The organism is Mesorhizobium sp. M1D.F.Ca.ET.043.01.1.1 (assembly GCF_003952385.1).
GTDB lineage: Bacteria > Pseudomonadota > Alphaproteobacteria > Rhizobiales > Rhizobiaceae > Mesorhizobium.
The window spans coordinates 4,162,689-4,185,575 of record NZ_CP034444.1 but is presented as its reverse complement, the minus strand read 5'-3'; the positions used below and the strand labels follow the sequence as shown (position 1 = coordinate 4,185,575).

The 22,887-nt window shown below is 59.7% G+C and carries 20 protein-coding genes; 2 read left to right on the top strand and 18 right to left on the bottom strand.

Annotation, left to right across the window (positions count from 1 at the left end; genetic code table 11):
• Positions 1 to 28 precede the first annotated feature (28 nt).
• Entirely contained in the window at positions 29 to 1,351 is a 1,323-nt protein-coding gene (locus tag EJ067_RS20250; RefSeq protein WP_126057794.1) for an integrase, read from the top strand.
• A 1,454-nt stretch (positions 1,352 to 2,805) separates the two neighbouring features.
• Here the strand turns inward: EJ067_RS20250 and EJ067_RS35510 are convergent.
• From EJ067_RS35510 to EJ067_RS20190, 13 genes are all read right to left on the bottom strand, one after another.
• On the bottom strand, positions 2,806 to 3,471 hold the full coding sequence (locus EJ067_RS35510; RefSeq protein WP_245454739.1) for an EAL domain-containing protein: 666 nt from the start codon (positions 3,469 to 3,471) through the stop codon (positions 2,806 to 2,808).
• Complete coding sequence (locus EJ067_RS35505) at positions 3,465 to 4,613, bottom strand: GGDEF domain-containing protein (protein ID WP_245454738.1); 1,149 nt, start codon at positions 4,611 to 4,613, stop codon at positions 3,465 to 3,467. Before EJ067_RS35505 ends, EJ067_RS35510 begins: the two co-directional genes overlap by 7 nt.
• Positions 4,614 to 4,882: 269 nt before the next feature.
• Positions 4,883 to 6,064: a 5-demethoxyubiquinol-8 5-hydroxylase UbiM gene (ubiM, locus tag EJ067_RS20240; RefSeq protein WP_185928959.1), complete on the bottom strand. Its 1,182-nt coding sequence runs from the start codon at positions 6,062 to 6,064 to the stop codon at positions 4,883 to 4,885.
• Between the two features lie 280 nt (positions 6,065 to 6,344).
• Entirely contained in the window at positions 6,345 to 6,620 is a 276-nt protein-coding gene (locus EJ067_RS20235; RefSeq protein ID WP_126063931.1) for a hypothetical protein, read from the bottom strand.
• A gap of 681 nt (positions 6,621 to 7,301) precedes the next feature.
• Positions 7,302 to 7,457 carry a cbb3-type cytochrome oxidase assembly protein CcoS gene (ccoS, locus tag EJ067_RS20230; RefSeq protein ID WP_081714250.1) on the bottom strand — a complete coding sequence of 52 codons (156 nt, stop codon included), beginning with the start codon at positions 7,455 to 7,457 and terminating at the stop codon, positions 7,302 to 7,304.
• Positions 7,458 to 7,462: 5 nt separating this feature from the next.
• Entirely contained in the window at positions 7,463 to 9,736 is a 2,274-nt protein-coding gene (locus EJ067_RS20225) for a cation-translocating P-type ATPase (RefSeq protein WP_126089669.1), read from the bottom strand.
• A complete protein-coding gene (locus EJ067_RS20220; RefSeq protein ID WP_126057792.1) occupies positions 9,733 to 10,230 on the bottom strand; it encodes a FixH family protein in 498 nt (165 codons plus the stop codon). The genes EJ067_RS20225 and EJ067_RS20220 overlap by 4 nt, the downstream gene beginning before the upstream one ends.
• Positions 10,227 to 11,786 carry a cytochrome c oxidase accessory protein CcoG gene (gene ccoG, locus EJ067_RS20215; protein WP_126057791.1) on the bottom strand — a complete coding sequence of 520 codons (1,560 nt, stop codon included), beginning with the start codon at positions 11,784 to 11,786 and terminating at the stop codon, positions 10,227 to 10,229. The genes EJ067_RS20220 and ccoG overlap by 4 nt, the downstream gene beginning before the upstream one ends.
• 166 nt (positions 11,787 to 11,952) lie before the next feature.
• Positions 11,953 to 12,816, bottom strand: a complete 864-nt coding sequence (gene ccoP / locus EJ067_RS20210) for a cytochrome-c oxidase, cbb3-type subunit III (protein WP_126057790.1) — start codon at positions 12,814 to 12,816, stop codon at positions 11,953 to 11,955.
• Positions 12,817 to 12,818: 2 nt separating this feature from the next.
• A complete protein-coding gene (locus tag EJ067_RS20205) occupies positions 12,819 to 12,968 on the bottom strand; it encodes a cbb3-type cytochrome c oxidase subunit 3 (RefSeq protein ID WP_024502864.1) in 150 nt (49 codons plus the stop codon).
• A gap of 11 nt (positions 12,969 to 12,979) precedes the next feature.
• A complete protein-coding gene (gene ccoO / locus EJ067_RS20200; protein WP_126057789.1) occupies positions 12,980 to 13,711 on the bottom strand; it encodes a cytochrome-c oxidase, cbb3-type subunit II in 732 nt (243 codons plus the stop codon).
• On the bottom strand, positions 13,711 to 15,330 hold the full coding sequence (gene ccoN, locus EJ067_RS20195; protein ID WP_126057788.1) for a cytochrome-c oxidase, cbb3-type subunit I: 1,620 nt from the start codon (positions 15,328 to 15,330) through the stop codon (positions 13,711 to 13,713). The genes ccoO and ccoN overlap by 1 nt, the downstream gene beginning before the upstream one ends.
• 496 nt (positions 15,331 to 15,826) lie before the next feature.
• The gene (locus EJ067_RS20190; RefSeq protein WP_126057787.1) at positions 15,827 to 16,570 is read right to left on the bottom strand and encodes a Crp/Fnr family transcriptional regulator; all 744 of its coding nucleotides are present in this window, start codon (positions 16,568 to 16,570) and stop codon (positions 15,827 to 15,829) included.
• 152 nt (positions 16,571 to 16,722) lie between these two features.
• Between EJ067_RS20190 and hemN the strand changes: the two genes are divergently transcribed.
• On the top strand, positions 16,723 to 18,072 hold the full coding sequence (hemN, locus tag EJ067_RS20185) for an oxygen-independent coproporphyrinogen III oxidase (protein ID WP_126059321.1): 1,350 nt from the start codon (positions 16,723 to 16,725) through the stop codon (positions 18,070 to 18,072).
• A 235-nt stretch (positions 18,073 to 18,307) separates the two neighbouring features.
• Here the strand turns inward: hemN and EJ067_RS20180 are convergent, their stop codons facing one another.
• The 5 genes from EJ067_RS20180 to trbL are packed head-to-tail and all read right to left on the bottom strand — an operon-like array spanning position 18,308 to position 22,855.
• Positions 18,308 to 18,550 carry a DUF2274 domain-containing protein gene (locus tag EJ067_RS20180; RefSeq protein WP_126057786.1) on the bottom strand — a complete coding sequence of 81 codons (243 nt, stop codon included), beginning with the start codon at positions 18,548 to 18,550 and terminating at the stop codon, positions 18,308 to 18,310.
• A gap of 12 nt (positions 18,551 to 18,562) precedes the next feature.
• Positions 18,563 to 19,777, bottom strand: a complete 1,215-nt coding sequence (locus EJ067_RS20175) for a TrbI/VirB10 family protein (RefSeq protein WP_126057785.1) — start codon at positions 19,775 to 19,777, stop codon at positions 18,563 to 18,565.
• Positions 19,774 to 20,799, bottom strand: coding sequence for a P-type conjugative transfer protein TrbG (gene trbG / locus EJ067_RS20170; protein WP_127232321.1), 1,026 nt, complete (start codon positions 20,797 to 20,799; stop codon positions 19,774 to 19,776). Before trbG ends, EJ067_RS20175 begins: the two co-directional genes overlap by 4 nt.
• A 1-nt stretch (position 20,800) precedes the next feature.
• Positions 20,801 to 21,532 carry a conjugal transfer protein TrbF gene (trbF, locus tag EJ067_RS20165; RefSeq protein WP_126063930.1) on the bottom strand — a complete coding sequence of 244 codons (732 nt, stop codon included), beginning with the start codon at positions 21,530 to 21,532 and terminating at the stop codon, positions 20,801 to 20,803.
• Positions 21,533 to 22,855: a P-type conjugative transfer protein TrbL gene (gene trbL, locus EJ067_RS20160; RefSeq protein WP_126057783.1), complete on the bottom strand. Its 1,323-nt coding sequence runs from the start codon at positions 22,853 to 22,855 to the stop codon at positions 21,533 to 21,535. It lies immediately after the preceding gene.
• Positions 22,856 to 22,887 lie beyond the last annotated feature (32 nt).

Sequence of the window (22,887 nt, the reverse complement as noted above, 5' to 3'; positions counted from 1 at the left end):
ACAAACTGTGTAACATTAGAGAAAGATAATGCGACGTTCCGCAGCGCCAAAGCCGCATAAACGTGAAGGCATCTGGTATCTCGTCCGCAGGGTGCCGAAGGAATTCGCGGCGTTTGATCGCCGCTGCCTAGTACGCATTTCCACGGGCGTCGCCGTGGCTGACGATCCCCGCGGTGTACGGGCGCGAGATGCAGTGCAAAGCCTCGGCGCGGGGCTGGAGGCGTATTGGCGTAGACTGCGGGAAGGCCAATCCGCCGAGGCGGGGCTGCGTTTCGAAGCCGCGAGGAAGCGCGCGCGGTCATTTGGATTGGCCTATCGCTCTAACGAGGAACTAGCAGCGGGGCCGCTCGACGAACTCATGGCCCGTATCAAGCTGCTCCTCGACAAAAAATCGATCGAGGACGCGCAGGACGTCTCGGCCGTCATGGGTGGGGAGAAGCGGCCAGCGGTCCGCCTGAGCGGTCTTATCAAGGAATTCGAGACGATCGAGCAACAGAACTTGCTGACCATGTCGCCTAACCAAATCAAGAAATGGCGTAACCCCAAAAAGCGCGCAGTTGCCAATCTGGTTGGAGTCATTGGCGACAAGGAGATCGCAAGCCTCACTCGGGACGACGCAATCGCGTTCCGCGAGTGGTGGCAAAAGCGGATCGTTGAGGATGGACTTGATATCGGTACGGCCAACAAGGACATCGGCCATGTTTCGAAAATGCTGCGCGTCGTCGATCTGACTCACCAGCTCAAGCTGGAGCCGGTTTTTCGAAACCTGCGTCTTTCCGGCGCCGTCCCCGGGCAACGCGCTGCGTTCACAGCGGAGTTCATTCAGGAGAAGATACTCGCTGAAGGCGCGCTCGACGGACTCAATGACGAAGCCCGCCATCTAATCTATGTGATTGCCGATACCGGACTCAGGCTTTCTGAAGCGGCAAACCTCACCACCGAAACAATCCACCTCGATCAAGAAATCCCGCATGTGCGGGTGCGCCCCAATGGCCGTCGCTTGAAGACCGGTCATTCAGCCCGTGACATTCCCTTGGTTGGCGGCGCACTTGCAGCCATCAAGCTCCATCCGGACGGCTTTCCTCGTTATCGCGACAAGGCCGCGTCACTTTCAGCGCTCGTCAACAAGGTGCTCGCCAGCAAGGAACTTCTGCCGACTTCCGAGCATAGTCTTTATAGCCTGCGACACACTTTCGAGGACCGGCTGACGGCAGTTGAGGCGCCGGAGAAGGTAATTGCTTCTCTGATGGGCCACAAATGGATCCGGCCCAAATACGGCGCGGGACCTTCGTTAGCGCAAAAGCGCGAGTGGCTTCAAAAAATCGCTTTTACCCCGCCCGGGCGAATGTGATTGCGGCGCCATCCAGGCCTTGAGAACCAACCTCACGGCTCCAGCTGTCCGAGCCATTTAGGTTGAGCGTGGCCAGCACGCGCTGCGCTCGCTCGCGATTTCCGAGCTTCCGCCGCATTTGTTCGACCTCGTATTCCAGCCTTTCGAAGGTCGGTATATAGGCATCTCCATGCCGGATGACCAAGTAGGCGGCAACAGCTAGACAGCATTCTAGCTCCGTGGCCGATGGATCGGAAAAAGGGGCGACGCCATACCAAGACGAGCAACGCCTCTCGAGGGCTTCCGAACTAGGCAAACGGCCAGCATGTGGCATGGGATACAAACCTATGCCTGATCGACGAACCTAAAGTGCTCACGAAGCTTGACCGGTACGCGGGCCATCGGAGGGTTCTGCCTAAAACCGCCAAAAATTTTGAAACACCCATTCATCCGGCTCGAATTCAAAGGGATCGGCGATTTTTGGGTTATGGCTTGCAAGCATAGTTCAGCCCAGACAAGAACGCCTGATATCTTGTCGTTCACTGTCACCCTGCCAAATATGGTGCCGGTGACAACGGCAGTTTGGCGAGCAGAAGAATTCCCGAGACTGAGACGTTCTACGGCTTGGCCCATGTTCGCGCTCCTCCTCGATTGGAGACAGGATGGGCCATATGGAAGCGAATAAAAGGAGGTTGGTGACGAGTCTCGGTAGTGGAGTAGAAACGGGTGGAAAAGCTTGCGCTATTCGCCGTCGGCGCCGCTAAGCGCATTTGAGAGAAGGGGCAACGATCGCCAAGAGATGACGTCCGATCGCAAGCCGGCTAGAAATGCGACAGTGACGCGCCTTTTTTGGCACGACCTTAGCACCCGATCGGGCCTCAGCTGGTCGTCGTTGCGCAGCCGATCGGGTGCGATTTTTATAAAGCTCTCTTGGCTTTAGCTTTGAGAGCCCGTCATCGAGACAAATGCAAGGGAACGGTCCCGCCCCCTGGGGACATTCGACATGCCGTGGCAGCTTCCTATGGTGAGCCAGCGCATTCCGATACACGTTTTCCGCGCTCTACCGTTGCTCCAGCACCTGTGCTGAGGCTGAGCGCTTGATCAGGACCCGACCGCTGCTGTTGCGGGATGGTGACTGGGTTGAGGTCGCGAAAACCTTGACCGCGGGTACGTTGTTCATCCAGATGAGCGCTGAGCCGAGAAGCAGCCAAGAACGCTTCCCGTAATCGAATCCTACGGGAACCGCGAAACCAGCGTCCAAGGGACGCAATTCTCCGACGTCGTTCACTCAAGCTCATCTCGCAACTTGAACGCTTGTATGAAGCCGCTGCATGTGCGCCGGTGGACCGGATTGCTGCTATCCAAACCACGTGCTCAGTTTCGCCCCCGTAATAACTCTACCGTCCGAAACGGCTTTCGCGCGTCAGGTCCACCCCACATGAAAGTTCCGCGAGCAGCACGGACGGAGAGGCCGGTCACAACTCCTTCGCGTGCTCTTTTACTACCGAATCAAGTGCCAAATGGAGAGGCACTGCCTTAGAGAACAGGAAGCCCTGCGCGGTTCTGCAGCCAAGCTTGTACAGAGTTTGCCGATCTGCCTCTGTTTCAACGCCCTCGGCCATGACCTCGATCCCGAGCGTCCTACCAAGGTCAATCACCGCTTTGACAAGCAGCCGATTCTCCCGGGACTTGGCTAAGCCGCGAATGAAGCCCTGATCTATTTTCACTTTCCTGATCCGACTGTCCTTGAGCGATGCCAACGTCGAAAAACCGGTGCCGAAGTCCTCGAGCGCGATAGAAATGCCAGCATGTGAAAGCTGGCCGAGCTTTTCATCCACTCTGTCCGGATCCACTGGGGCTTCTTCGGTAATCTCGATGTCGAACATCGTTGCAGGGAGGTCTTTTGCCGCCAGACCATTAAGAATCATCTCGTCAATATCGCCAGCTTCCAACTCGCGCGGTGAAACATTCATCGCCACACGAACATCACGACGGTCAGCTTTGACCAAGCCCTCGATAAGAGCGCAACAGTCGGCGAATACCGTTTGAGTTAGCAGCTGAAGCATTCCAGTTTCGCGTGCCGCTGTCATGATCTCGGGCGGAGAAATGGGACCGTGAAGCGGGTGAGACCATCTTAGCAAGGCTTCAAAACCGACGACGCTTCAGTTTCGAGTCTTACGATTGGCTGAAACCAAGCGACCAAGCTTCTCATCGTTATCGCCGAATGAAGATCGCGTTCGATTGACTGGCGGCGTTGCAGTTCCCGGGCTAGCTCGGCACCGAACAGACAAAATTCATTCCTGCCGCGGCGCTTAGCTGTGTAAAGGGCGATGTCGGCCCGCAACAACATTTCCGTCAGTCCGGGGTTTTCAGCCAAGTAGATTCCTATAGACGCTCCAATGCGGACGGATGCGATCCCAGGATAGGGGCGAGCAAGCTTGGCTATGAGATTGGACGCGAGATTGGTGGGAGAAGGAGAATTCTTTCGCGAAGAAAAAACCAGCACGAATTCATCCCCACCGATGCGGGCGAGCGTTGAGCCCTCCGGTGCTTCTTCCTCTATTCGGCGGGCGATCCTGGCAAGCAGCTCGTCACCCGTTCTGTGACCGTAGGTACCGTTGACAGATTTGAACCCGTCCAGATCAATCAGCATGGCCACAAAGGGTCCATCGGTGTTCTCAAACTGATCGATTGCATGTTCGAGGCCCCGCCTGTTGAGGAGCGCGGTAAGATGGTCCTCCCTGGAATTGCGCTCCATTTCCGCGGCAAGCCGCTCGGCTTGATGTCTCAGGCGGCTCGCGTCACGGAAGCGCGCTTGTCCAACGAACGAGGATCGAACCAGGCCGCCCTCGAAAAGCAGGACGGCAAAAGCCAGAATGTAGTTTTCCGGGGCTCCCTTCGTCAGCAAACATGCGGCGGCAATGAGGAGTGGCGGTGTGATGAAGCATATCGCTGCCGCAGCATATGAGCTGCCGTACGTGACCGCGCCAGCTGAAATGCCCGCCAGAATTATTAGATGCAGCGATGCTTGAGACGTCGTGTATCCAGCCGTTAGGATGGCAAGGAATGACCAGGTGAATCCCGCCAGAAGAGCAAGCCTGCCAAACCAGCGAAGCCGCAGCCAAACCCGTGTCAGATCATCCTGGACTCCGGGTTCCTTCAGCTGATGACGGGCGAGTGCAAGGCGGGCGGCATTTATCGCATTAACGACCGAAAACCAGGCCGCGCCAGCAAGACCGTTCCCGGAAAGGGCCTGCACGGTCAAAATCAGCCCGGACAGCACAATGCTTATCGGCATTGAGACGAAAAGGCCTGCCCTCAGATCAGCGAGCTGGTCCTGAAGGATTCTCGCCTCCAGCGGATCTTCTTTTCCAAGGCTGGACGGGTCAGCTTGCTTACTCCTGCTTGTCCGCAGCCTATGCAGCCCCCCTGAAGGACGGGTTAATTCTTCAATCGGAGATCAGCGTCGGGGAGCAGGATTACTCCGGTGCATCATGCACTCTCTCCCATCGCTCGCCCAGCACGCGCAAAAATGCGACTGCTGGTGCAGTATCACCGCTGGAGCTCCGCCGATATCCCATGCCGGACAAGGGGAACATGTTGGGCAAAGCGAAGCCCCAGATGCCTTGCAAGCCGTGCCGCCAGGTGGTCTCTGGAGTAGAGTCCAATCAATATGTTCGTTGCATGGTAGAGCGGCGCCGCCGACAGGCGCAGCCGCCTTTCGTATATATGCAGCATGTCGGGGTCGCCAACATTGCGGCCGTCGCGGCACGCAGTCATGATTCCACGGGCGAGTTGCTTCTGGCTGCTGAGACCGATGTTGAATCCGTGAGCGGTCACCGGGTGCATGCCGATGGCAGCGTCGCCGATGAGTGCGGCGCTCGGCGCCCGGAATTTGTGCGCCCAGGTCGTGACCAGCGGATAGGTGTGGCGCTTGCTTGCCAAGGTCATTTTTCCAAGGCGCCCTCGACACCGTTTCGTCAACTCCGACAGGAACAAATCATCATCGAAGGCAAGCAGTCTATAGGCCTCGTTTGAGCGCAATGTGAGCAGCAGCGACGACATGCCCTCCGCGAGGGGCAACATCGCTATCGTCTGATGGTGATCGAACCATTCGATGGCGATCTGGTGGTGGGCGCGCTCGTGCCTCACTCGGCAAATCAGCATCGAGTGGCCAAGCCGGTTGATATCGGCGCCGATGCCTAGCAGATCACGCGTGGCGGACAAACGCGAATCCGCGGCAACAACCAGCCGAGCAGTTAAACGCGCGCCATTAGAGAGCGTTACGACTGCTCCTTCTTGGCTGTTTGTTGCATCGACGACCGAGTGGCCGCACAACAGCCGGGCGCGATCCTGCAAGCGGACGATTTTGAACAGCGCCTCGCGGATCCGGCAATTTGGAACCAAAACCCCCAGCGGTTCTCCAGAGTTGCTGGGAGGATCGAAACGAAGAGCGAATGCGCTCGAGCCGTTGAGCACGCGCGCGCCTTGAAGTGCTGATTTGTCCGAAGCCGGGATGACATCCCAGGCGCCGAGCTCGCGAAGGGTTCTGATCGAAGCGTTGGTCAGCGCGATTTCGCGACCATCGAAAGCCGGATTCGCCAGACTATCGAATGTGTTCTGTTCAACAACTGCCACCTTGAGTTCGCTTTGGGCAAGCGACGCAGCGAACGAAAGGCCGACCGGGCCGGCTCCAACGACAACGATGTCAAAATTATCGTCAGAGCCCATCAGCGTGCCGCCATCCGGTCGCCTATCCTCGTGTAACGGTGGAACTGAGCCGAGTGACATGAGCTCCGTGGCCGCCGCATTGCCTAAAGGCGCTGGGCCGGGAGATTCGCATCGATCGGCAACGAAGCACTCAAAGCGCTCAGAGGTGGATGCGGCTAACCGATCCCGCCCTTTGGCCGCGCAGCCGCGCAGATCGCCGCCAGCAAGCGAGACACTCGCGACGCTGGTCAGCCACGGCCGCGCCGCATCGATCGCCACATTCCACCTGGAACCCTTGCGCATACTACTCACGCTCCACGACGTCGAAGCGGGCTCTCTTGCGAGGGTATCGAACGTAGCGCTCTCTCTCGTCATCCCAGCCAAGGTAGCGGAAACTTTTATCCACGACCGCGCATATCTCATCAAGAACCTGCTGCATGGCTTCGATGTCGATGTCCTTGCAATTCAGTCGCCGATAGAGCAAAGCCCACGCGGCGACATAGTCGTCGAAATAGCGCGCGTCACTCGAACCAATGATCAACTTCGGACGGTTGATCGATCTCGAAAACGCACGTCCCAACCCCGATGATGCTCCGCAGCACGTTGACATCACGAGGATCTTCGGCGCTGGATGCGAGCCCTGGAACATTTCTACGAAGTCAGCCCAAAGAAGGCCACTTTCGACGCACACAACCCATCAAAGGCGAAAGCTGTTGATCGGCCCCCGTGTCCGCGCAGCCACGCGGATGGTCAGCCAGCAAGCGAGATACACACGACGCCGGTCAGCTAATGGCTGCGCCGTAAGCACAAGGCATGGCCGACCACACGACAGAAAACCCAGAACCGTGAAGGTGCTGATAATGACGACCAATCTTTCCGTAAGTCATGCATTTCTCCGTCGAAGACTGGTCAATAGAACACACCGATGAGTATGACCCTGATCTGGATCAGCCAGACATGACCAATCGGCACTGGCGGTTCACGGTCAGGTGATCGACCGTGACGTTCCACTTTGGAACCCGTGCGCACATGGCCAAGCTCTCGTCCGGCCACGCGAGGTACTCTCGTGGCATCAGCCGCCTCATACTGGGTGCAATGGGAGGCAGTCCTTCGCACGACAGAGGCTTTTCACAAATGTAGTGTGCAGCTTAGGTCAAGATGGTCATGGAGCATGGAGCATGGAGCATGGACAGCTTGTTCCCGACCGAGCCGGCTCGACTGACGAGCGCGATCCGCGCATCTTATGCACAGCGGATTGAAATCAGCGTTCCGGTTTGTCGTCCCGATCAATTAGTATCCGCTCGGCGGCTCCGTCGAGATCTTCGTATTGACCGCTTCGCAATGCCCAGACGAAGCCGGACACACCCAGTGCACCCAGAAAAAGGGCCACTGGTATGAGATAGAGCAACGTCGTCACGAGGATTATGCCGAATAGCTGACTGCGGAGCGTCCGACTTTTTGAATAACTTGCAGCGTCGCATTCGCCCCGAAGCCGTGCAAGCGCAATGCGTTTCCAATAACAAGCACCGATGAGGCAGACATGGCAATCGCCGCTAACAAAGGCGTGGCGTGCCCGAGGATGGCGATTGGTACTGCCACCGCATTGTAGACGATCGCAATCGCGATGTTCTGGCGGATCAGGTGTCCCGCCTTGCGCGAGACGTCCAGCGCGAGAGGCACTGCCAGAAGGCTTTCGCGCAGGAATACGAAGTCGGCGGCATTGCGGCCAATGTCGGCGGCGGTAGCTGGAGCGATCGAGACATGCGCCGCCCTGAGCGCCGGCGTGTCGTTGAGGCCGTCGCCAACCATCAGAACCTTGTGTCCGTCTTTCGCCAGGGTCTCGATGCGCTCGACCTTGCCGGATGGCAGCAGGCACGGAACGAAGTCCTTGACACCCAGCATTTCTGCGACTTCACCGCAGGCACCCGCAGTATCGCCCGACAGCATTTCCACTGACACCCCGGCATGGCTCAATTGCCCGATCGCCGCCTTGGCGTCTGCGCGCAGCGCGTCCTCAAAATCGAAGGTCGCGACAATGAACCCGTCTTTTGTCAGCACGGTTCCGCCATGTTTGCCTTCACCACCGGTCCGGGCTCTCCATCCAGCCCATCCGCGTCGGCCTAGCCGCCAGGTGCTTCCGGCTCCAGTGGCTTCGATTCCAAACCCTGGATGCTCGGTGACGGCATCAAATTTGTACTGCCCGCCGGGATGGGCAAAACCGGCTATGGCCTTTGAAAAAGGATGGCGGGAATGCGTAGCCATGTCTCCCGCGACTGCCAGCATGGCCGGATCGATCGACGATGCATTGACCAGCCGGGGCTGGCCGAGCGTGAGCGTTCCGGTCTTGTCGAACACCGCTGTATCAATCGTCGCCAGGCGCTCCATGGCAGAACCGTCCTTTACCATGATGCCGTTCTCAAACAGGCGCCGCGCGGCGACCACCTGAACGATCGGTACGGCGAGGCCGAGCGCGCACGGGCAGGTGATGATCAGAACGGCAATGGCGATGGTTATCGCCCGGTGCCAGTCGCCGGTCACCGCCATCCAGCCAAGGAACGTCGCGAAGGCTGTGAGATGAACCACCGGGGCATAGAGCGCTGAAACGCGATCGGCGATCCGGCGATAATGCGCGCGGCCGCCCTCTGCGGCTTCCATAAGACGAACCATTTCCGCCAGAAACGAATCCTTCGCGGCGGCTGTCGCCTCAATCGTCAGCGGGCCGGTAAGATTGAGCACGCCGGCCTGAACTGCTTCGCCCGGCGCCACGTTTTTCGGCGTGCTTTCGCCTGAGGCCAGCGAGCAGTCGAGATCCGACGTTCCCTGGATGATCTTGCCGTCGACGGGGATCCTCTCACCGGCTGCGATCAACAACCGCATGCCTGGTTCGATCTCGCCGACCGGCAAATAGTCGCGCGCGCCGTCGCTGCGCAGCACCATGGCGCCATGTGCGGCCAACTGGGACAGGCCTTTCACAGCGGTCCGGGCACGTTCGCGCATCACGTGATCCAACGTGCGGCCGATCAACAGGAAGAACAGCAGCGATACCGACGCGTCAAAATAGGCGTGATCGCCATGGTTGATCGTCTCGTAGAGGCTCATGGCGTAGGCGAGCGAAACACCGACCGCGATCGGCACGTCCATATTCATGCGGCCATGGCGCAAAGCATTCCAGGCCGAACGGAAGAAGATGCCGCCGGCGAAGGCGAGGGCAGGAATGGCGATCAGCGCCGAGACCCAGTGAAACAGGTCGCGGGTAGCACCTTCGGCGCCGGACCAGACCGAGACCGAAAGCAGCATGATGTTGCCCGCCGCAAAGCCGGCAACCGCGACCGCGCGGATCAAATCCGATAACGTCCTGTCCTTGTCGCCGACCTCGGAAGGGAAGAGATGCGCCTGGTAGCCTAGCCGCCCAAGCGCGACGACGAACGGTGGGACCTCGTCACCACGCCACCGGACAGAGACCCGTTTCGTCGACAGGTTGACGCGGGCGCTCTCGACGCGATCGAGCTTTCCCAGCGCCGTCTCGATCGTCTGGATGCAGCCTGCGCAATGAACCGTCGGTACTGAAAGATCGGTCTGGTGAAGATCATCGCCAAGCGATCGGCTCGCCAGCCTGATCTCCTGGCTGGACGGCAGGACCGATCCGGTGTTGACCAGATCAAGCGCCATTTCGGCGCCCGGTGCACAACAACTCATTGCAGCGCTCCATTGGAAATCATGATCCGGCGGACGTCGCGATACGGTTTGTCCAGACCGGCGTCGGCGTCGACTTCGACAATCCAGACGCCGTCCTTCGGCATGTGCTGGGCTGCGAATTCCTGGCCCGAGGCGGGTGCGAGGGTGACCGACTTGTCCTCCTTCTCGTACGCGGGATGGCGAAACAGCACCTTGACGCCGTGCAAGGGAACCGGCTTGCCGGCGACGTCGGCGAGGCCATAGCGAACTTCGCCCCATGCGATGGTCAGCTTGCCGGTCCAGCCAAGTGCTGCCTGCGCCCGTCCTTCCTCGGCCTTCTTGTTGAATTGCTGGCTCGCCACATAGGTGTTTTCGACGACGAGGCCAGTCCAGCTTGTGCTGGCGAGCGTTGCCATGGTCAGATTGACTGCGATGACCACGCCGAAAAAGGCCAGGATGATGACCAGCATGTGCCTGCCGGTGAATTCACGAGGCTTTTGTACATTGGCAGTCATCTGAGGGGCTCCGGCGCGTTGAAGGTGGCGGTGTACTCGTTCGACTCAAAGCTGGCTCTGTCCTCGACGCGGAACTTGAAGGTCTGTGCCGGAGCGCGGATCTGGTCCGCCGGCTGGCGAACGAAGACCCTCAGCATTTTCAGGCGGTCGGGTTCGACCGGAATGGCGAAGGAACGGCCTGCGGGGATGTCGTCGCCGACGACGACCATGTCAGCGCCTTCAAGGCCCTGCATGGTTACGACGATCGTCCTCGGCTCGGGGATCATGTTGAGCAGCTTGACGGTATAGCCATTGCGGATGGATCCGTCGGTCAGCGTGACGAACTGGGGATTGCGATCATGCAATACGTTCAGTTCGAGCCGATCGCGCGTCAGCAGCGAATAGAGCAGGCCGAGGCCGATCAGCGACCACAAGCCCATGTAGACGTAGGTGCGCGGCCGAAAGATCTTGCGGATGTGAAAATGCGCCACCTTGTCGGAGAACAGGCCATCAGCGGTCCTGATCAGCGATGGATTGACTGAGCTGGACCCGCCTGCAGTCGCCAGCATCATGTTGGCGTTGTAGTCGGAGAGCGTCGCATAGGCGATCAGCCCACGCTCCTTGCCGAGCTTGTCCATGACGCCGTCACAGGCGTCGATGCAGAGCGCGCAAGTGATGCATTCGAGCTGCTGGCCGTCGCGAATGTCTATCCCCATCGGGCAGACCGCGACACAGGCATTGCAGTCGACGCAGTCGCCCACGGGCTGGCCTGCGGCCAGCACCTTCTTGGCGTGGCGCGAACGCGGTTCGCCGCGCCAGTCATTGTAGGTGACAGTGAGGGAATTTTCATCGAGCATGGCCGCCTGGATGCGGGGCCACGGGCACATATAGGTGCAGACCTGTTCGCGCATCAGACCGCCGAACGTGTAGGTGGTAGCCGTCAGGACGGCGACAGTGATGTAGGCGACGGGCGCCGCAGTGCCGGTGAAGAGCTCGCCGAGCAGCGTCGGTGCATCGGCAAAGTAGAAGATCCAGGCGCCGCCAGTCGCCGCCCCTATGACCAGCCAGATGGTGTGCTTGGACACACGCAGCATGAGCTTGCGCGCGGTCCAGGGACCTGCGTCAAGTTTCATGCGGGCGTTGCGGTCCCCCTCGATCGCACGTTCGACGACGAGGAACAGATCGACCCACACCGTCTGAGGGCATGCATAGCCGCACCAGGCACGGCCGACAGTCGAGGTGATCAGGAAAAGACCGACGCCCGCCATGACCAGGAGGCCGGCCACATAGAAGAATTCCTGGGGCCATATCTCGATGAAGAAGAAGTAGAAGCGCCGGTTCGCGAGATCGAGCAGGACTGCCTGGTCCGGGGCAAATGGACCGCGAGCCCAAGGCAGCCACGCAGCCAGGTAGTAGATGCCAAGTGTGATCGTCATCACCAGCCATTTGAAGCGACGAAAGTTGCCCGAGGCGCGCTTCGGAAAGATCTTTTGACGCGCGGCATAAAGCGGCTTGCGGGTTTTGGCGGAATTGACAGTTTCTGTTTCGAGCCGTGTCAACTGCGTCTTATCACGCATGTGCAACTCCACTTTCCCAGCCAATGTCAGGGGCACCTGTCGTAAAGCCTCGCGGTAGGATAGCCTTGCCGGGTTGTGCAGATCGCATTAGGGATGGTGTCGAGGCCCGGCTCACGCCGGGCCTCGTCCGCTTGGCAGGGGGGACCGAAGAATAGGACTTCCATTCCTATTCTCCGCCGCCAAGCGAATGGACATAAACTGCAAGTTCCTTGACCTTGATCTCGCCGAGACGGCCAACCCAGGCCGGCATGACGCCCTGTTTTGGCGCACGGACCTGTGCGGCGATGGCTGTCTCACCGGATCCATAGAGCCAGATCGCATCGGTCAGGTCGGGGGCGCCGAATTCCCTGTTGCCTTTTGCATTGTCGCCGTGACAGGCGACGCAGTTCTCGGCAAAGACCTTGGCGCCGGGTTGGATCAGACTTGCATCGCGGACCTTGCCGGAAAGGCTGGCCACGTAGGCGCTGACTTGTGCGATCTGGTCGGCGGTAATGATGTCGCCGAAGGCCGGCATTTCCGACAGGCGCGTGTCCGGATCGGATGCGAAGCGGATGCCGTGCGTAATCGTCTGCTGGATCTGCTCGGCCTTGCCGCCCCATAGCCAGTCGTCGTCGTTGAGATTGGGAAAGCCCTTGGAACCTTGGGCGCCGGAGCCGTGACATTGTACGCAATTGACCTTGAAAGCGGCGCCACCGGCGGCGATTGCGAATTCGCGCAGGCCGTCGTCCGCGGAGATCTCCGAGACGCTCTTGGACTCCACCGCCGAGATATATTTGCCCTTGGCGGCCTCAGCCGCAGTCAGCTCGTTCCTGACCTCGTTGCGGCTGGAATAGCCGAGCACACCCTTCGTCGCCGAGTGCAACAGAGGCCATGCTGGATAGGCGATGGTGTAGCCTATCGCCCAGACAATGGTGACGTAAAAGGTGATAACCCACCATCTGGGAAGCGGGTTGTTCAGCTCCCGGATGCCATCCCATTCGTGGCCGGTGGTCGAGACGCCAGAGATTTCATCGATATGCTCGTCGCTCATGATCACTCGTCCTCGAGCGGAATGCGGGCCGCTTCGTCGGCCAGCCTTCGGCTGCCGGGGCGTAGGGCAAAGGCGATGCACCCCACGAAGAACAGCGCCATCGCAACCAGGCCCCAGCTGTCGGCAAACGCCCGCATCAAATTGTAGGTCATCAGCGTTCTCCTCAGCGGTAGCCGGCGGCTTCGTCGTAATTTTTGAAGTCGACCAGTGTGCCAAGCATCTGCAGGTAGGCGAGCAGGGCATCCATTTCGGTGACCTGTTGCGGGTTGCCGTCGAAGTCGCCGATCTTGGCTTTTGGGTAACGCGCCTCAAGGCCTGATGTGTCGGCATTGGGATCGGCCTGCGCCGCCAGATCCGCATTGGCGTGGACGATCATGTCATCGGTGTAAGGGACGGCTACAAGCCTGTTGGCGACCAGATGCGTTGAGAAATCCTTCACGTCGATCGGCGTGTCTTTCAGGAACCCATAGCTCGGCATGATCGATTCCGGCACCACCGAGCGCGGGTCGGTAAGATGCGCGACATGCCATGCATTCGAGTAGCGGTCGCCAACTCTGGCGAGATCCGGCCCGGTGCGCTTCGATCCCCACTGGAAGGGGTGATCGTACATGGACTCGGCAGCTAGGCTGTAGTGGCCATAGCGCTCAACTTCGTCGCGGAACGGCCTGATCATCTGGCTATGACAGAGGTAGCAGCCCTCGCGCATATAGATGTTGCGCCCGACAAGTTCGAGCGGCGAATAGGGGCGCATGCCTTCCACCTTCTCGATCGTATTGTCGAGATAGAAGAGAGGCGCGATCTCGACGATGCCGCCGACCGTCACCACGAGCAGCGAGCCAACGAGAAGAAGCGTGGCGTTCTTCTCGATGATTGCGTGTTTGTCCATCAAGCCCATTACCTGGCTCCTGATCGCGCAGGTCGGATGGCGACGGGGCTCGGCATCGGCTCCTCCTCGCGCTGGTGGCCGAGGATGGTCCTGGTGATGTTCCAGGCCATGATCAGCGCGCCGGAGAGGTACATGGCCCCACCGATGGCGCGCATGACATAGTAGGGGTGCATGGCGGCGACGGTCTCGGCGAAGGAGTAGACCAGGAAGCCCTGCTCGTCGTATTCGCGCCACATCAGGCCCTGCATGACGCCGGATACCCACATCACCGCGGCGTAGACAACGATACCAAGTGTCGCCAGCCAGAAATGCCAGGTGACCAGCCGCAACGAGTAGAGCCGTTGCCGGTTCCAGAGCTTCGGCACCATGTAGTAGATTGCGCCGAACGAGATCATGCCAACCCAGCCGAGCGCGCCCGAATGGACGTGGCCGATCGTCCAGTCGGTATAATGCGACAGCGAATTGACCGCCCGGATCGCCATGATGGGGCCTTCGAAGGTCGACATGCCATAGAAGGCGACGGCCATCACCATCATGCGTATGATCGGATCGGTGCGCAGCTTGTCCCAGGCGCCGGACAGCGTCATCAGGCCGTTGATCATGCCGCCCCAGGACGGCATCCACAGCATGATCGAGAACACCATGCCGAGCGTCTGCGCCCAATCGGGCAAGGCGGTGTAGTGCAGGTGATGCGGCCCGGCCCAGATGTAGAGAAAGATGATCGCCCAGAAATGGACGATCGACAGCCGGTACGAATAGACTGGCCGGTTCGCCTGCTTGGGCACGAAATAATACATCATGCCGAGGAAGCCGGCGGTGAGAAAGAAGCCGACCGCGTTGTGGCCGTACCACCATTGCGTCAAGGCGTCCTGGACCCCTGAAAAGGCGGAGTAGCTCTTGGAGCCCAGGAACGAGACTGGTATGGACAGGTTGTTGACCACATGCAGCATCGCGATGGTGACGATGAACGACAGGTAGAACCAGTTGGCCACGTAGATATGCGGTTCCTTGCGCTTCAGGATCGTGCCAAGGAACAGAATGAGGTAGGCGACCCAGACGATGGTCAGCCAGACATCCACATACCATTCGGGTTCGGCGTACTCGCGGCCCTCGGTGATGCCGAGCAGGTAGCCGGTCGCGGCCATGACGATGAACAGCTGGTAGCCCCAGAAGACGAACCAGGCCAGATCACGGCCGAAGAGGCGGGCGCGGCAGGTGCGCTGCACGACATACAGAGACGTGCAAAGCAGCGCGTTGCCGCCGAAGGCGAAGACGACACCGGATGTGTGCAACGGCCGCAAACGACCGAAATTGAACCAGGGCTGGATGTTGAGATCGGGGTAGGCGAGCTGCAGCGCGATCACCACGCCGACCAGCATGCCGACGACACCCCAGAACACGGTGGCGATCGCGCCGTAGCGGATCGGACCATCCATGTAAGCGGATGGGTCAATCGGAGCTGCTGGCTTGAACTCCGTGTTGCGCAACAGGATCGCAGTGAAACCAGCCACTGCGAAGAACAACACCCACATGTGTCGGCGGAAAGGTTCATCCACGCCGAAGCCGGCGGCCACCAGGGCCGCAAAAGCGAACACGCTTAGAAGGACGATCTCTGTGCCGAATTTCATTGCAGATCCCGATCTCGAATCTGGTGGATGCCAAATCCGCAGCGCACTAATCGCGCAGCCGCCGCCCCCTCGCCCTGATCTATGTCAGGCCGCAAGATTTTGTGTCGGCGGCGCAATCAGCAGGTGGCGAATGAACGAGGAACGCAGCGCGGGCTCACCCCCCTCATGGAAGGCGTTCCCTGGGTTGGGCGGGCGCAGACGCGATCGCTGAGGCGAAAGCTGAGGCCCTGCGCGCGTTGGATGCTATTGCCGATGCCCTGCCAAACGTTGTTCGGATCCCATTGGAAACGAACGCGATCGTTCCGCCGAGCCGTGGCAGATTAAGGACCATGCTTCGCCGGTATGTGCCGAAACACACCTGGCGATTGGTCACGTTCCTATCAAAGCCCGAAAGCTGTTTGTCTCGACCGTGACGCCGCTTCGTCGAAGGCGCGGCAACATCGCATTAAAAGGCAAACACGGCCCGCCCCGGAGTCATGCGACATGGCCTCGCCGCTTAGGGCCGCTCGCGTCCGCCGCCACAGCGCTTCTCCAGACGGCTTATGCTGTCCACCGTCACATGGCGTGCGTTCTCAATCCGAATCACCCCGTCAGCCCGCAATCGCGTCAGTTGGCGGCTCACGGTCTCGTTGGTGATTCCAAGGAAATCAGACATTTCGACACGCGTCAGCGGCAGATCGAAGGACGCCGACCCGGAAGCCGCATCGAGACTGGAATCGATATTCCGGGCCATCATGAGGAGAAAAGTCGCTACCTTTTCCGGAGCTGTCTTGCGCCCCAGCGTCACCATCCACTCGCGCGCCTCATCGAGTTCATTCAGCGTCTGTTTGAGCAGGCGATGCTCGAATTCCCGTGACGCCTTCATCATCCGTTCGACGGCCGCTCGCGGAAACGAACACAGCGTGACTGCTGTTGCCGCTTCCGCATTGATCGAGCTTTCCACCTTGAAAGGACGTCCCAGAAAATCCGGTGCAAACTGGAGACCGACGATCTGCTGGCGCCCATCCGACAGGCTCTTTGATAGCTTTACAACGCCTGAAAGCACGTTGGAGTAGCTGTCGACGTTCTGTGCCTCGCCGGTCAACTCCATTCCTGACTCGATCCGGCGACGCGAGCAAGTCTTGGCGAGCCCAACCAAATTGTCTGGATCGAGCGCACCGCAGACACCGCGACGCCGTGCCTCGCAAGGGAAGCAAAGAACAGGAATGCCGGAACTATGAATGTCTTGCCGAAAGGTCATGCGTTCGCCTTACCCGATCCTAACTGCCGGCAGGATACCCATCCAGGGTAGAGAAATCCTGCGGCGGTTTGTCCATGAGCGCGGCTGATCGAGATCAGGGTCTGCTTCAGCGATGCGTGCAGTGTTCCGGCGGGCAACACGGTGAACGCGAGATGCAATCGGAAATAGCTGTCAAACTCAGCGAGAACGTCCCACGCTACACCAGCTATCCGACGGCGCCGCATTTCCATTCGGGGATCGATGCTGCCATTTACCGTGGCTGGTTGGAGACGCTGGAAAGCGGCGACGAAATCTCGCTGTACCTGCACATTCCTTACTGCGACAAGCTCTGCTGGTTCTGCGCCTGCCACACCAAGCAGACGCACCAATATGAGCCGGTGGCCGCTTATCTGCGCTCGCTGAATGCCGAAATCGTCACGATTGCCGGTCTGCTGAGCGGCAAGGCACATGTCCGTGCAATCCACTTCGGTGGCGGTTCGCCAACTATTCTGAGGCCCGATGATATGGTTGCTCTTGGAGCGGCCTTGCGGGACAGCTTCGACTTTCTCCCGGATGCTACGGTCAGCATCGAAATCGAAACCAACGACATGGACAAGGCGCGCCTTGATGCACTTGCTCAAATCGGCGTAACCCGGGCGAGCCTCGGCGTGCAGGATTTCGATCCGCAAGTGCAAAAAGCAATTAATCGTGAGCAGAGTTTTTTGCAGACCAAGGCAGTCGTCGACGGGGTTCGTTCGCGGGGCGTCGAATCGGTCAATCTGGACCTGCTCTACGGGCTCCCGAATCAGACACGCGAGACGATCTGTTCCACGGTGGCGCAGGCACTGACCTTGGAGCCAGACCGGATGGCCCTGTTCGGCTACGCACATGTGCCCTGGTTCAAGAAGCATCAGACGATGATCGACGAGGCATGGCTGCCGAGTCCCACTGAGCGTTTCGCCCAATCTCAACTCGCGGCGCGGGCAATTGTCGCCAAGGGATATGAGGCAATAGGACTCGATCATTTCGCGAAGCCCGACGATGCGCTGGCCATAGCGGCCCGCGCAGGGGTTTTGCATCGCAATTTTCAGGGCTACACTGAGGATCGCTGCCCGACACTGATCGGACTTGGCCCTTCGTCCATCGGTCGTTTTCGCCAAGGCTACGTGCAAAACATGGCTTCGACTGCCGGGTACGGGCGCATGGTTGCGGATGGCGGGTTGGCTGCCGTCCGCGGCGTTGCCCTTTCCGACGACGATCGCGTCCGTGGCTGGATCATCGAGCGGCTGATGTGTGATTTTGCCTTCTCGGCAGTCGATCTGGTGGAGCGGTTCGGCAAAGCCGGCGAGCAGCTCCTTCATCGCTCGAGGTCCATCGCACTCCACGATCCTGCCCGAGCGCTTGAATTCGATGGTGACAGTTTCCTCGTACGGACTGAAAGTCGCCCCTTCATTCGAACCATCGCGGCCAAGTTCGATACATATTTCAAAGGGGGAACGGCGAGGCACTCGGTGGCGGTCTGAGCAAAGCACAGTGCGCTCGCCGTTTGGTCGATCGGCGAACCAGCTGCGTTCGTTTTGACCGCTCATAGGCGACTACCGCATCAAATCGAAAATGCAAACTTAGGCTGTTGCGCGGTATCTCCTTCCACATCCTCTCTTGCGCATACCTACATTCCAAGGGGTTTGATCCTATGCTTCGCGAGGAGCAGGTAGGTCGCGACAGCTAGGCAATGTTCCAGCTGCCCTAGCGGAGGAGTCACGATTTTCCGGCAAGCTCCGTCGGCAGACGTTCTTTTCTGGCCCTGGCAAAGGCTCGGTCGCCTTCCAGAAACGCCGCCAGCATGAAAGGGATGAGTTCTGCCACGGTTTCAGACTGACCATAGGTCTGACGGTAAAGTGCAGCATACTCCTTGAGTGTTTGGCTCAGCTCCGCGCTGACGGTAATGGTGATCTTCGAAGCTGTTCGGTCCGGAAGTTTTCCAAGTTTCAGGTCAGCCATGATAACTCCTGCTCAACTGGCGTATGGCCGCAGCACGATGTCCTTGTGCACGATGACGCGCAGTGGCCAACCTGGGCGGACGACGATGGTGGGCTGGATATTGAGGTTTTTTTCGGTGATGCGCTGGCCGGCTCGACTGGCGTTCTGCTGGGCTGATTCCCGGATCGCCTTGACCAGATCGCTCTCGTTTTCGCCGAGGCTGAATTCTGTGCCGACACCGAGCAATGTGGCAAGCGCCACTCCCTTGATCATCTGCCAAGTGTGGAAATCGACTTTGTCTTCCAGCCCTGCGTAGCCGGCGGTGTCGCTCGCGGGCAGATTGTCGATTTCGGCCGACGAGCCGTCGGGCAGCAGAATGCGCTGCCAGACCAGCAGCGCTCGCTTTTGCCCGAACGCGACGACGCTGTCGTAGACGCCGATAAGACGTGAGCCCTGCGGAATCAGCAATATGTTGCCCGTGACCGTGTCGTGCACATTTTCGGTGACTTGCGCGACGACAAGGCCCGGCAAATCGGAATTGATGCCGGTGATCAGGCTGGCGGCAATCACGCTGCCAGCCATCAGTTGATATGGCGAGATCGGCGTCTGAAGCGCATGCGGATTGTAGATCCCGCCAGTGCTCCGCTGGCTGAGAAAATCAAGCTTTCGCTGCTGATTGTTCTGGTCGCCTTCCGCCGCCGCCACCGAGGCTGACGCGCGTCCTGCTTCGGATTGGGGAAGCGCCTCAAATGGATGCTGAGCAGTTTGCACGCTCTCTCCGACATCTGTCTGTTGAGCTCGATTTTCGACGCGGAAAAGCACCCGCGATTCACGCGCTTCGATCGCCTGCTGCGCTAGACGCTGCTCCTCGGCCGAGATGTCTTGGCCCGGCACGATGCCGAGCTGGCGCTGCCGCTCGAGGATGGGGCGGCCGAGGTCGCCCGGCAAAGGTAGCCCAAGGACGGGAGGCTTTGGCTTCATGCCGGAATAGTCATGGGGAAGCGTATCGAGTCCCTCGGCGGTTGGTTTGCGCTCAGTGTTGTAGAGATCTTCCGCCTGATCCCTGATGCGAAGGGCCGGCCCCTGGAGGGCGATCATGGTAACGCCGAAGACAGCGCCGGATCCGAGCGCTGCGATAGCGATGATCACACCGCGCCTGAACCGCACCACGCGGCGGGGAGAGGCCCGAAGCTGCAGTTCCTCGGGATCCAGTTTCGGCGGGATGCCAGAGCGGGAATTTTCGATCATGAGCCCTCACCTCGCCGGCTGCCGCGAAAGAGCGAGATCCGCCGTTGCGGTTGCCTGCCGTCAATCCTGCTGATGCGGATCACCTGCTGCCGCTTGGTGCCGAGGCGAAGTTCGGCCGCGGCGAAGAGCCGATCGACGATGTAATAGTTGCCGCGCACGCGATAGTTGACGAGCTCGCTGCTCCCATCTGCGCCGACGATGAAGAGTGGTGGCGCCTCGCCCTGATCTATGCGACGAGGGAACTCAATATAGACCTTGCTGCCGTCGTCGAAGGCTCGCGTCGGTCTCCAGGGCGGTGTGTCGCCACTGATTGAGTAGCGAAAGCGAAGGTTTTCGAGCGCGATGTTCGACGCGACCGGTGTAACTGCCTCGGCTTGAGCATTGCGCTGGCGAAGCGCGATGATCTGGTCTTGGCTGTAGGTCCAGGAGATTGCCGCCATTGCGGTCTTCTCGGTGCTTTGAAGCTGCAAATGATAGGTCCGCCGGTCCGTCGTAATGACGACATTGGTGGCAAGACCCGGCGCGAAGGGTTTTACCAGAACATGGGTGCGCTGATTGTCACCGGTGCCGCTTGCGGTATCGCCAATGACCCAGCGCACGGTGTCGCCAGCCGACACGGCGGTTAGTTTCTCGCCCGGCTGCAGAGCGATGTCGGTCACGCGCTCCGGCGCGGCATAGAGTTGATAAAGCGCGCCATCGGTGAAGGGGTAGACTTGCACTGCATTAACATACCCGTACTTGGTGGGTTGCTGGGTCGCGGCTTTGTTGGCATCAGCGACGCGTTCTTCAGGAGGGCGCTTGTCCTCGGCCTTGCCGGGCTCGGGCTGCATTTGGCCAGGCAGCGGCAGTGGTTTTGGCACCTCGACAATTCTAATCGGCCTCTCCGGCGCTTTTTCGATCGCGGCCGGTTTGAAGTCGGCAGCGTCATAGGAAATCTCAGGCGGCGGCACCTTCTTCGATGCACAAGCGGAAACGACCGCTGCCGACACCGATAGGATCAGCACGGCACGAATCGGTGACATTTTACCTTTCATTGGTGGACTCCGTCGGAGAAAGGGGGGCTGGGACGGCGCTGTCGAGCTCGCGTGACCAGTCAATGGCATTGATGAAGACGCCGAGCGGATTCTTGCGCAGCTGATCCGTATTGCTTGGCGAGCGGATCACGATCGTGAGGATCGCAGTCCAGCGCATCGTGCTGGCAAGGCTTCCGCGCTCAAACACCTGCTCGGTCCATTTGACCTGGAATGAACTTTCGGAGGCTCTGACCACGCTGGTGACCTGTACCGAAACACTGCGCGTTCCGATCTGACCGAAGGGGTCGTTCGCCTTGGCGTATTCGTTGAGGAAGAGCGCTGCGCGATCGCTAGCAAAGTCGTACGCTGCCAACCAGTTCTGCCGAACCAAAACCGGATCGGTGGAAACGGAACGGACATTCTGGATGAAGCGGCCGAGATGCCAGGCGATCTGAGCATCCGAGGGCTCATAATTCCGGACCGCCGGCGCGACGGCGCGCGTCTCGCCGAAGCCATCGACCTCGACGACATAAGGCACGACACGGCTTTGCATCGACTGCCATACGAGTCCGCCGGAAAGCCCGGTCGCCAAGGCCAGGCAGCCAAGGGCCATGATCCGCCAGTTCCTGGCCTGCAGTCGAGATGAGCCGATGCGCTCGTCCCACAGTTGGGCGGCTTTTTGATACGGCGTGACCGGTTCGGGTGTTTTGCCGTAACGGTGCACGGGTCGCTTGAAGAGCATCTAGTCATCCTTGTCGTTGAGAGAGGGGTTGGCGCTGCCTCCCGGCCGGTCTCCGTCTCGGACAGCTTGCATGGCAGCGTGGCGATTTGCCCGGGCGGTCTGTTCAGAACGTAGGCGCCTTGCCCACGTCGGCGCCGAAACAGTGGCCGAACCGGCAGAGCGTTCGGTCATTGACGCTGTCGGCGCGCCGCCGGTCGCGGTCCACGCGGCATCGCGCCCGGCATCGGCGTTGCGCCCAACACTTGCAGTGGCGGATCGCGCTATGCGTATAGCGGCGCCGCCAGCTGCACTGGTTACACCATGCATTCCAGCAGCCACACCGGAGAGGCCAGCGTCGGGCGAGGTTGCGCGCCCGATCTGCCATGACGTGGAAGCAGCCGATCCCATTGTTGTGCCGGCTCGGATGGCGGCGAGACCGCCGCTGGTTGCCATACGCGCGCCAGCAAATGCTGTGCCTCCAGCAACGAGTGATACACCCGCTGCCGCCGCGGTCGTGCCGAGGGCGGCGCCCGCCCCAAGCTGCGGTGCGCCTGAGACAAGACCCGACGCGATCCCCGGCCCAAAAATGCCAAGGCCAAGCAGTGCCAGTGCGCCCAGTACCTGGGACATGGCACCGGCAAGATCCGGCTCCTTGCCTTGCAATGCGGAAGCGAACTCCCCGAAGAGCGTGGAGCCGATACCGACAATGACGGCGAGCACCATCACCTTGATGCCTGACGAGATAACATGGCCGAGCACGCGTTCGGCCAGGAACGCTGAACGGTTCCAAAGTGCGAATGGAACCAAAACAAAACCTGCCAGCGTGGTGAGCTTGAACTCTAGGATGGTGATGAAAAGCTGGATGGAAAGGATGAAGAAGGCGATGATAACCAGGAACCAGGCCATCAGCAGCACGAAGATGGTCAGTGCGTTGCCGAAGATTTCCGGGAAGCCCAGGAGCTGACTGGCTTGGTCAAGCATTGGCCAAGCACCTTCGAAACCGGTCGCGGCAATGCGGCCCGGGCGCAAGAGATTGTCTGCCGACAGATTGCCGGCCGACGCCTTAATCCCGAGACCGGCAAAAGAACGATAAACGATATCGGCGAGGTTCTTGAAATTGTTCAGAATGAAGGCGAAGACGCCAACATAGAGCACCTTGCGGACAAGCCGGCCGAGAACGCTGGTTTCGTCGCCGAGCGCCCACGCCAGGCCGGCAAGTGTGATGTCAATGCCGATCAGAATGGTAGTGAGGAAGGCGAGGTCGCCCGATAGCAGACCGAACCCGCTGTCGATGTAGCGGATGAAGGTCTCCATGAAGCGATCGATGACGCCAAGGTCGTTCATGCCGCTGCCTTTCTCGTCGTGATGAACTCGTG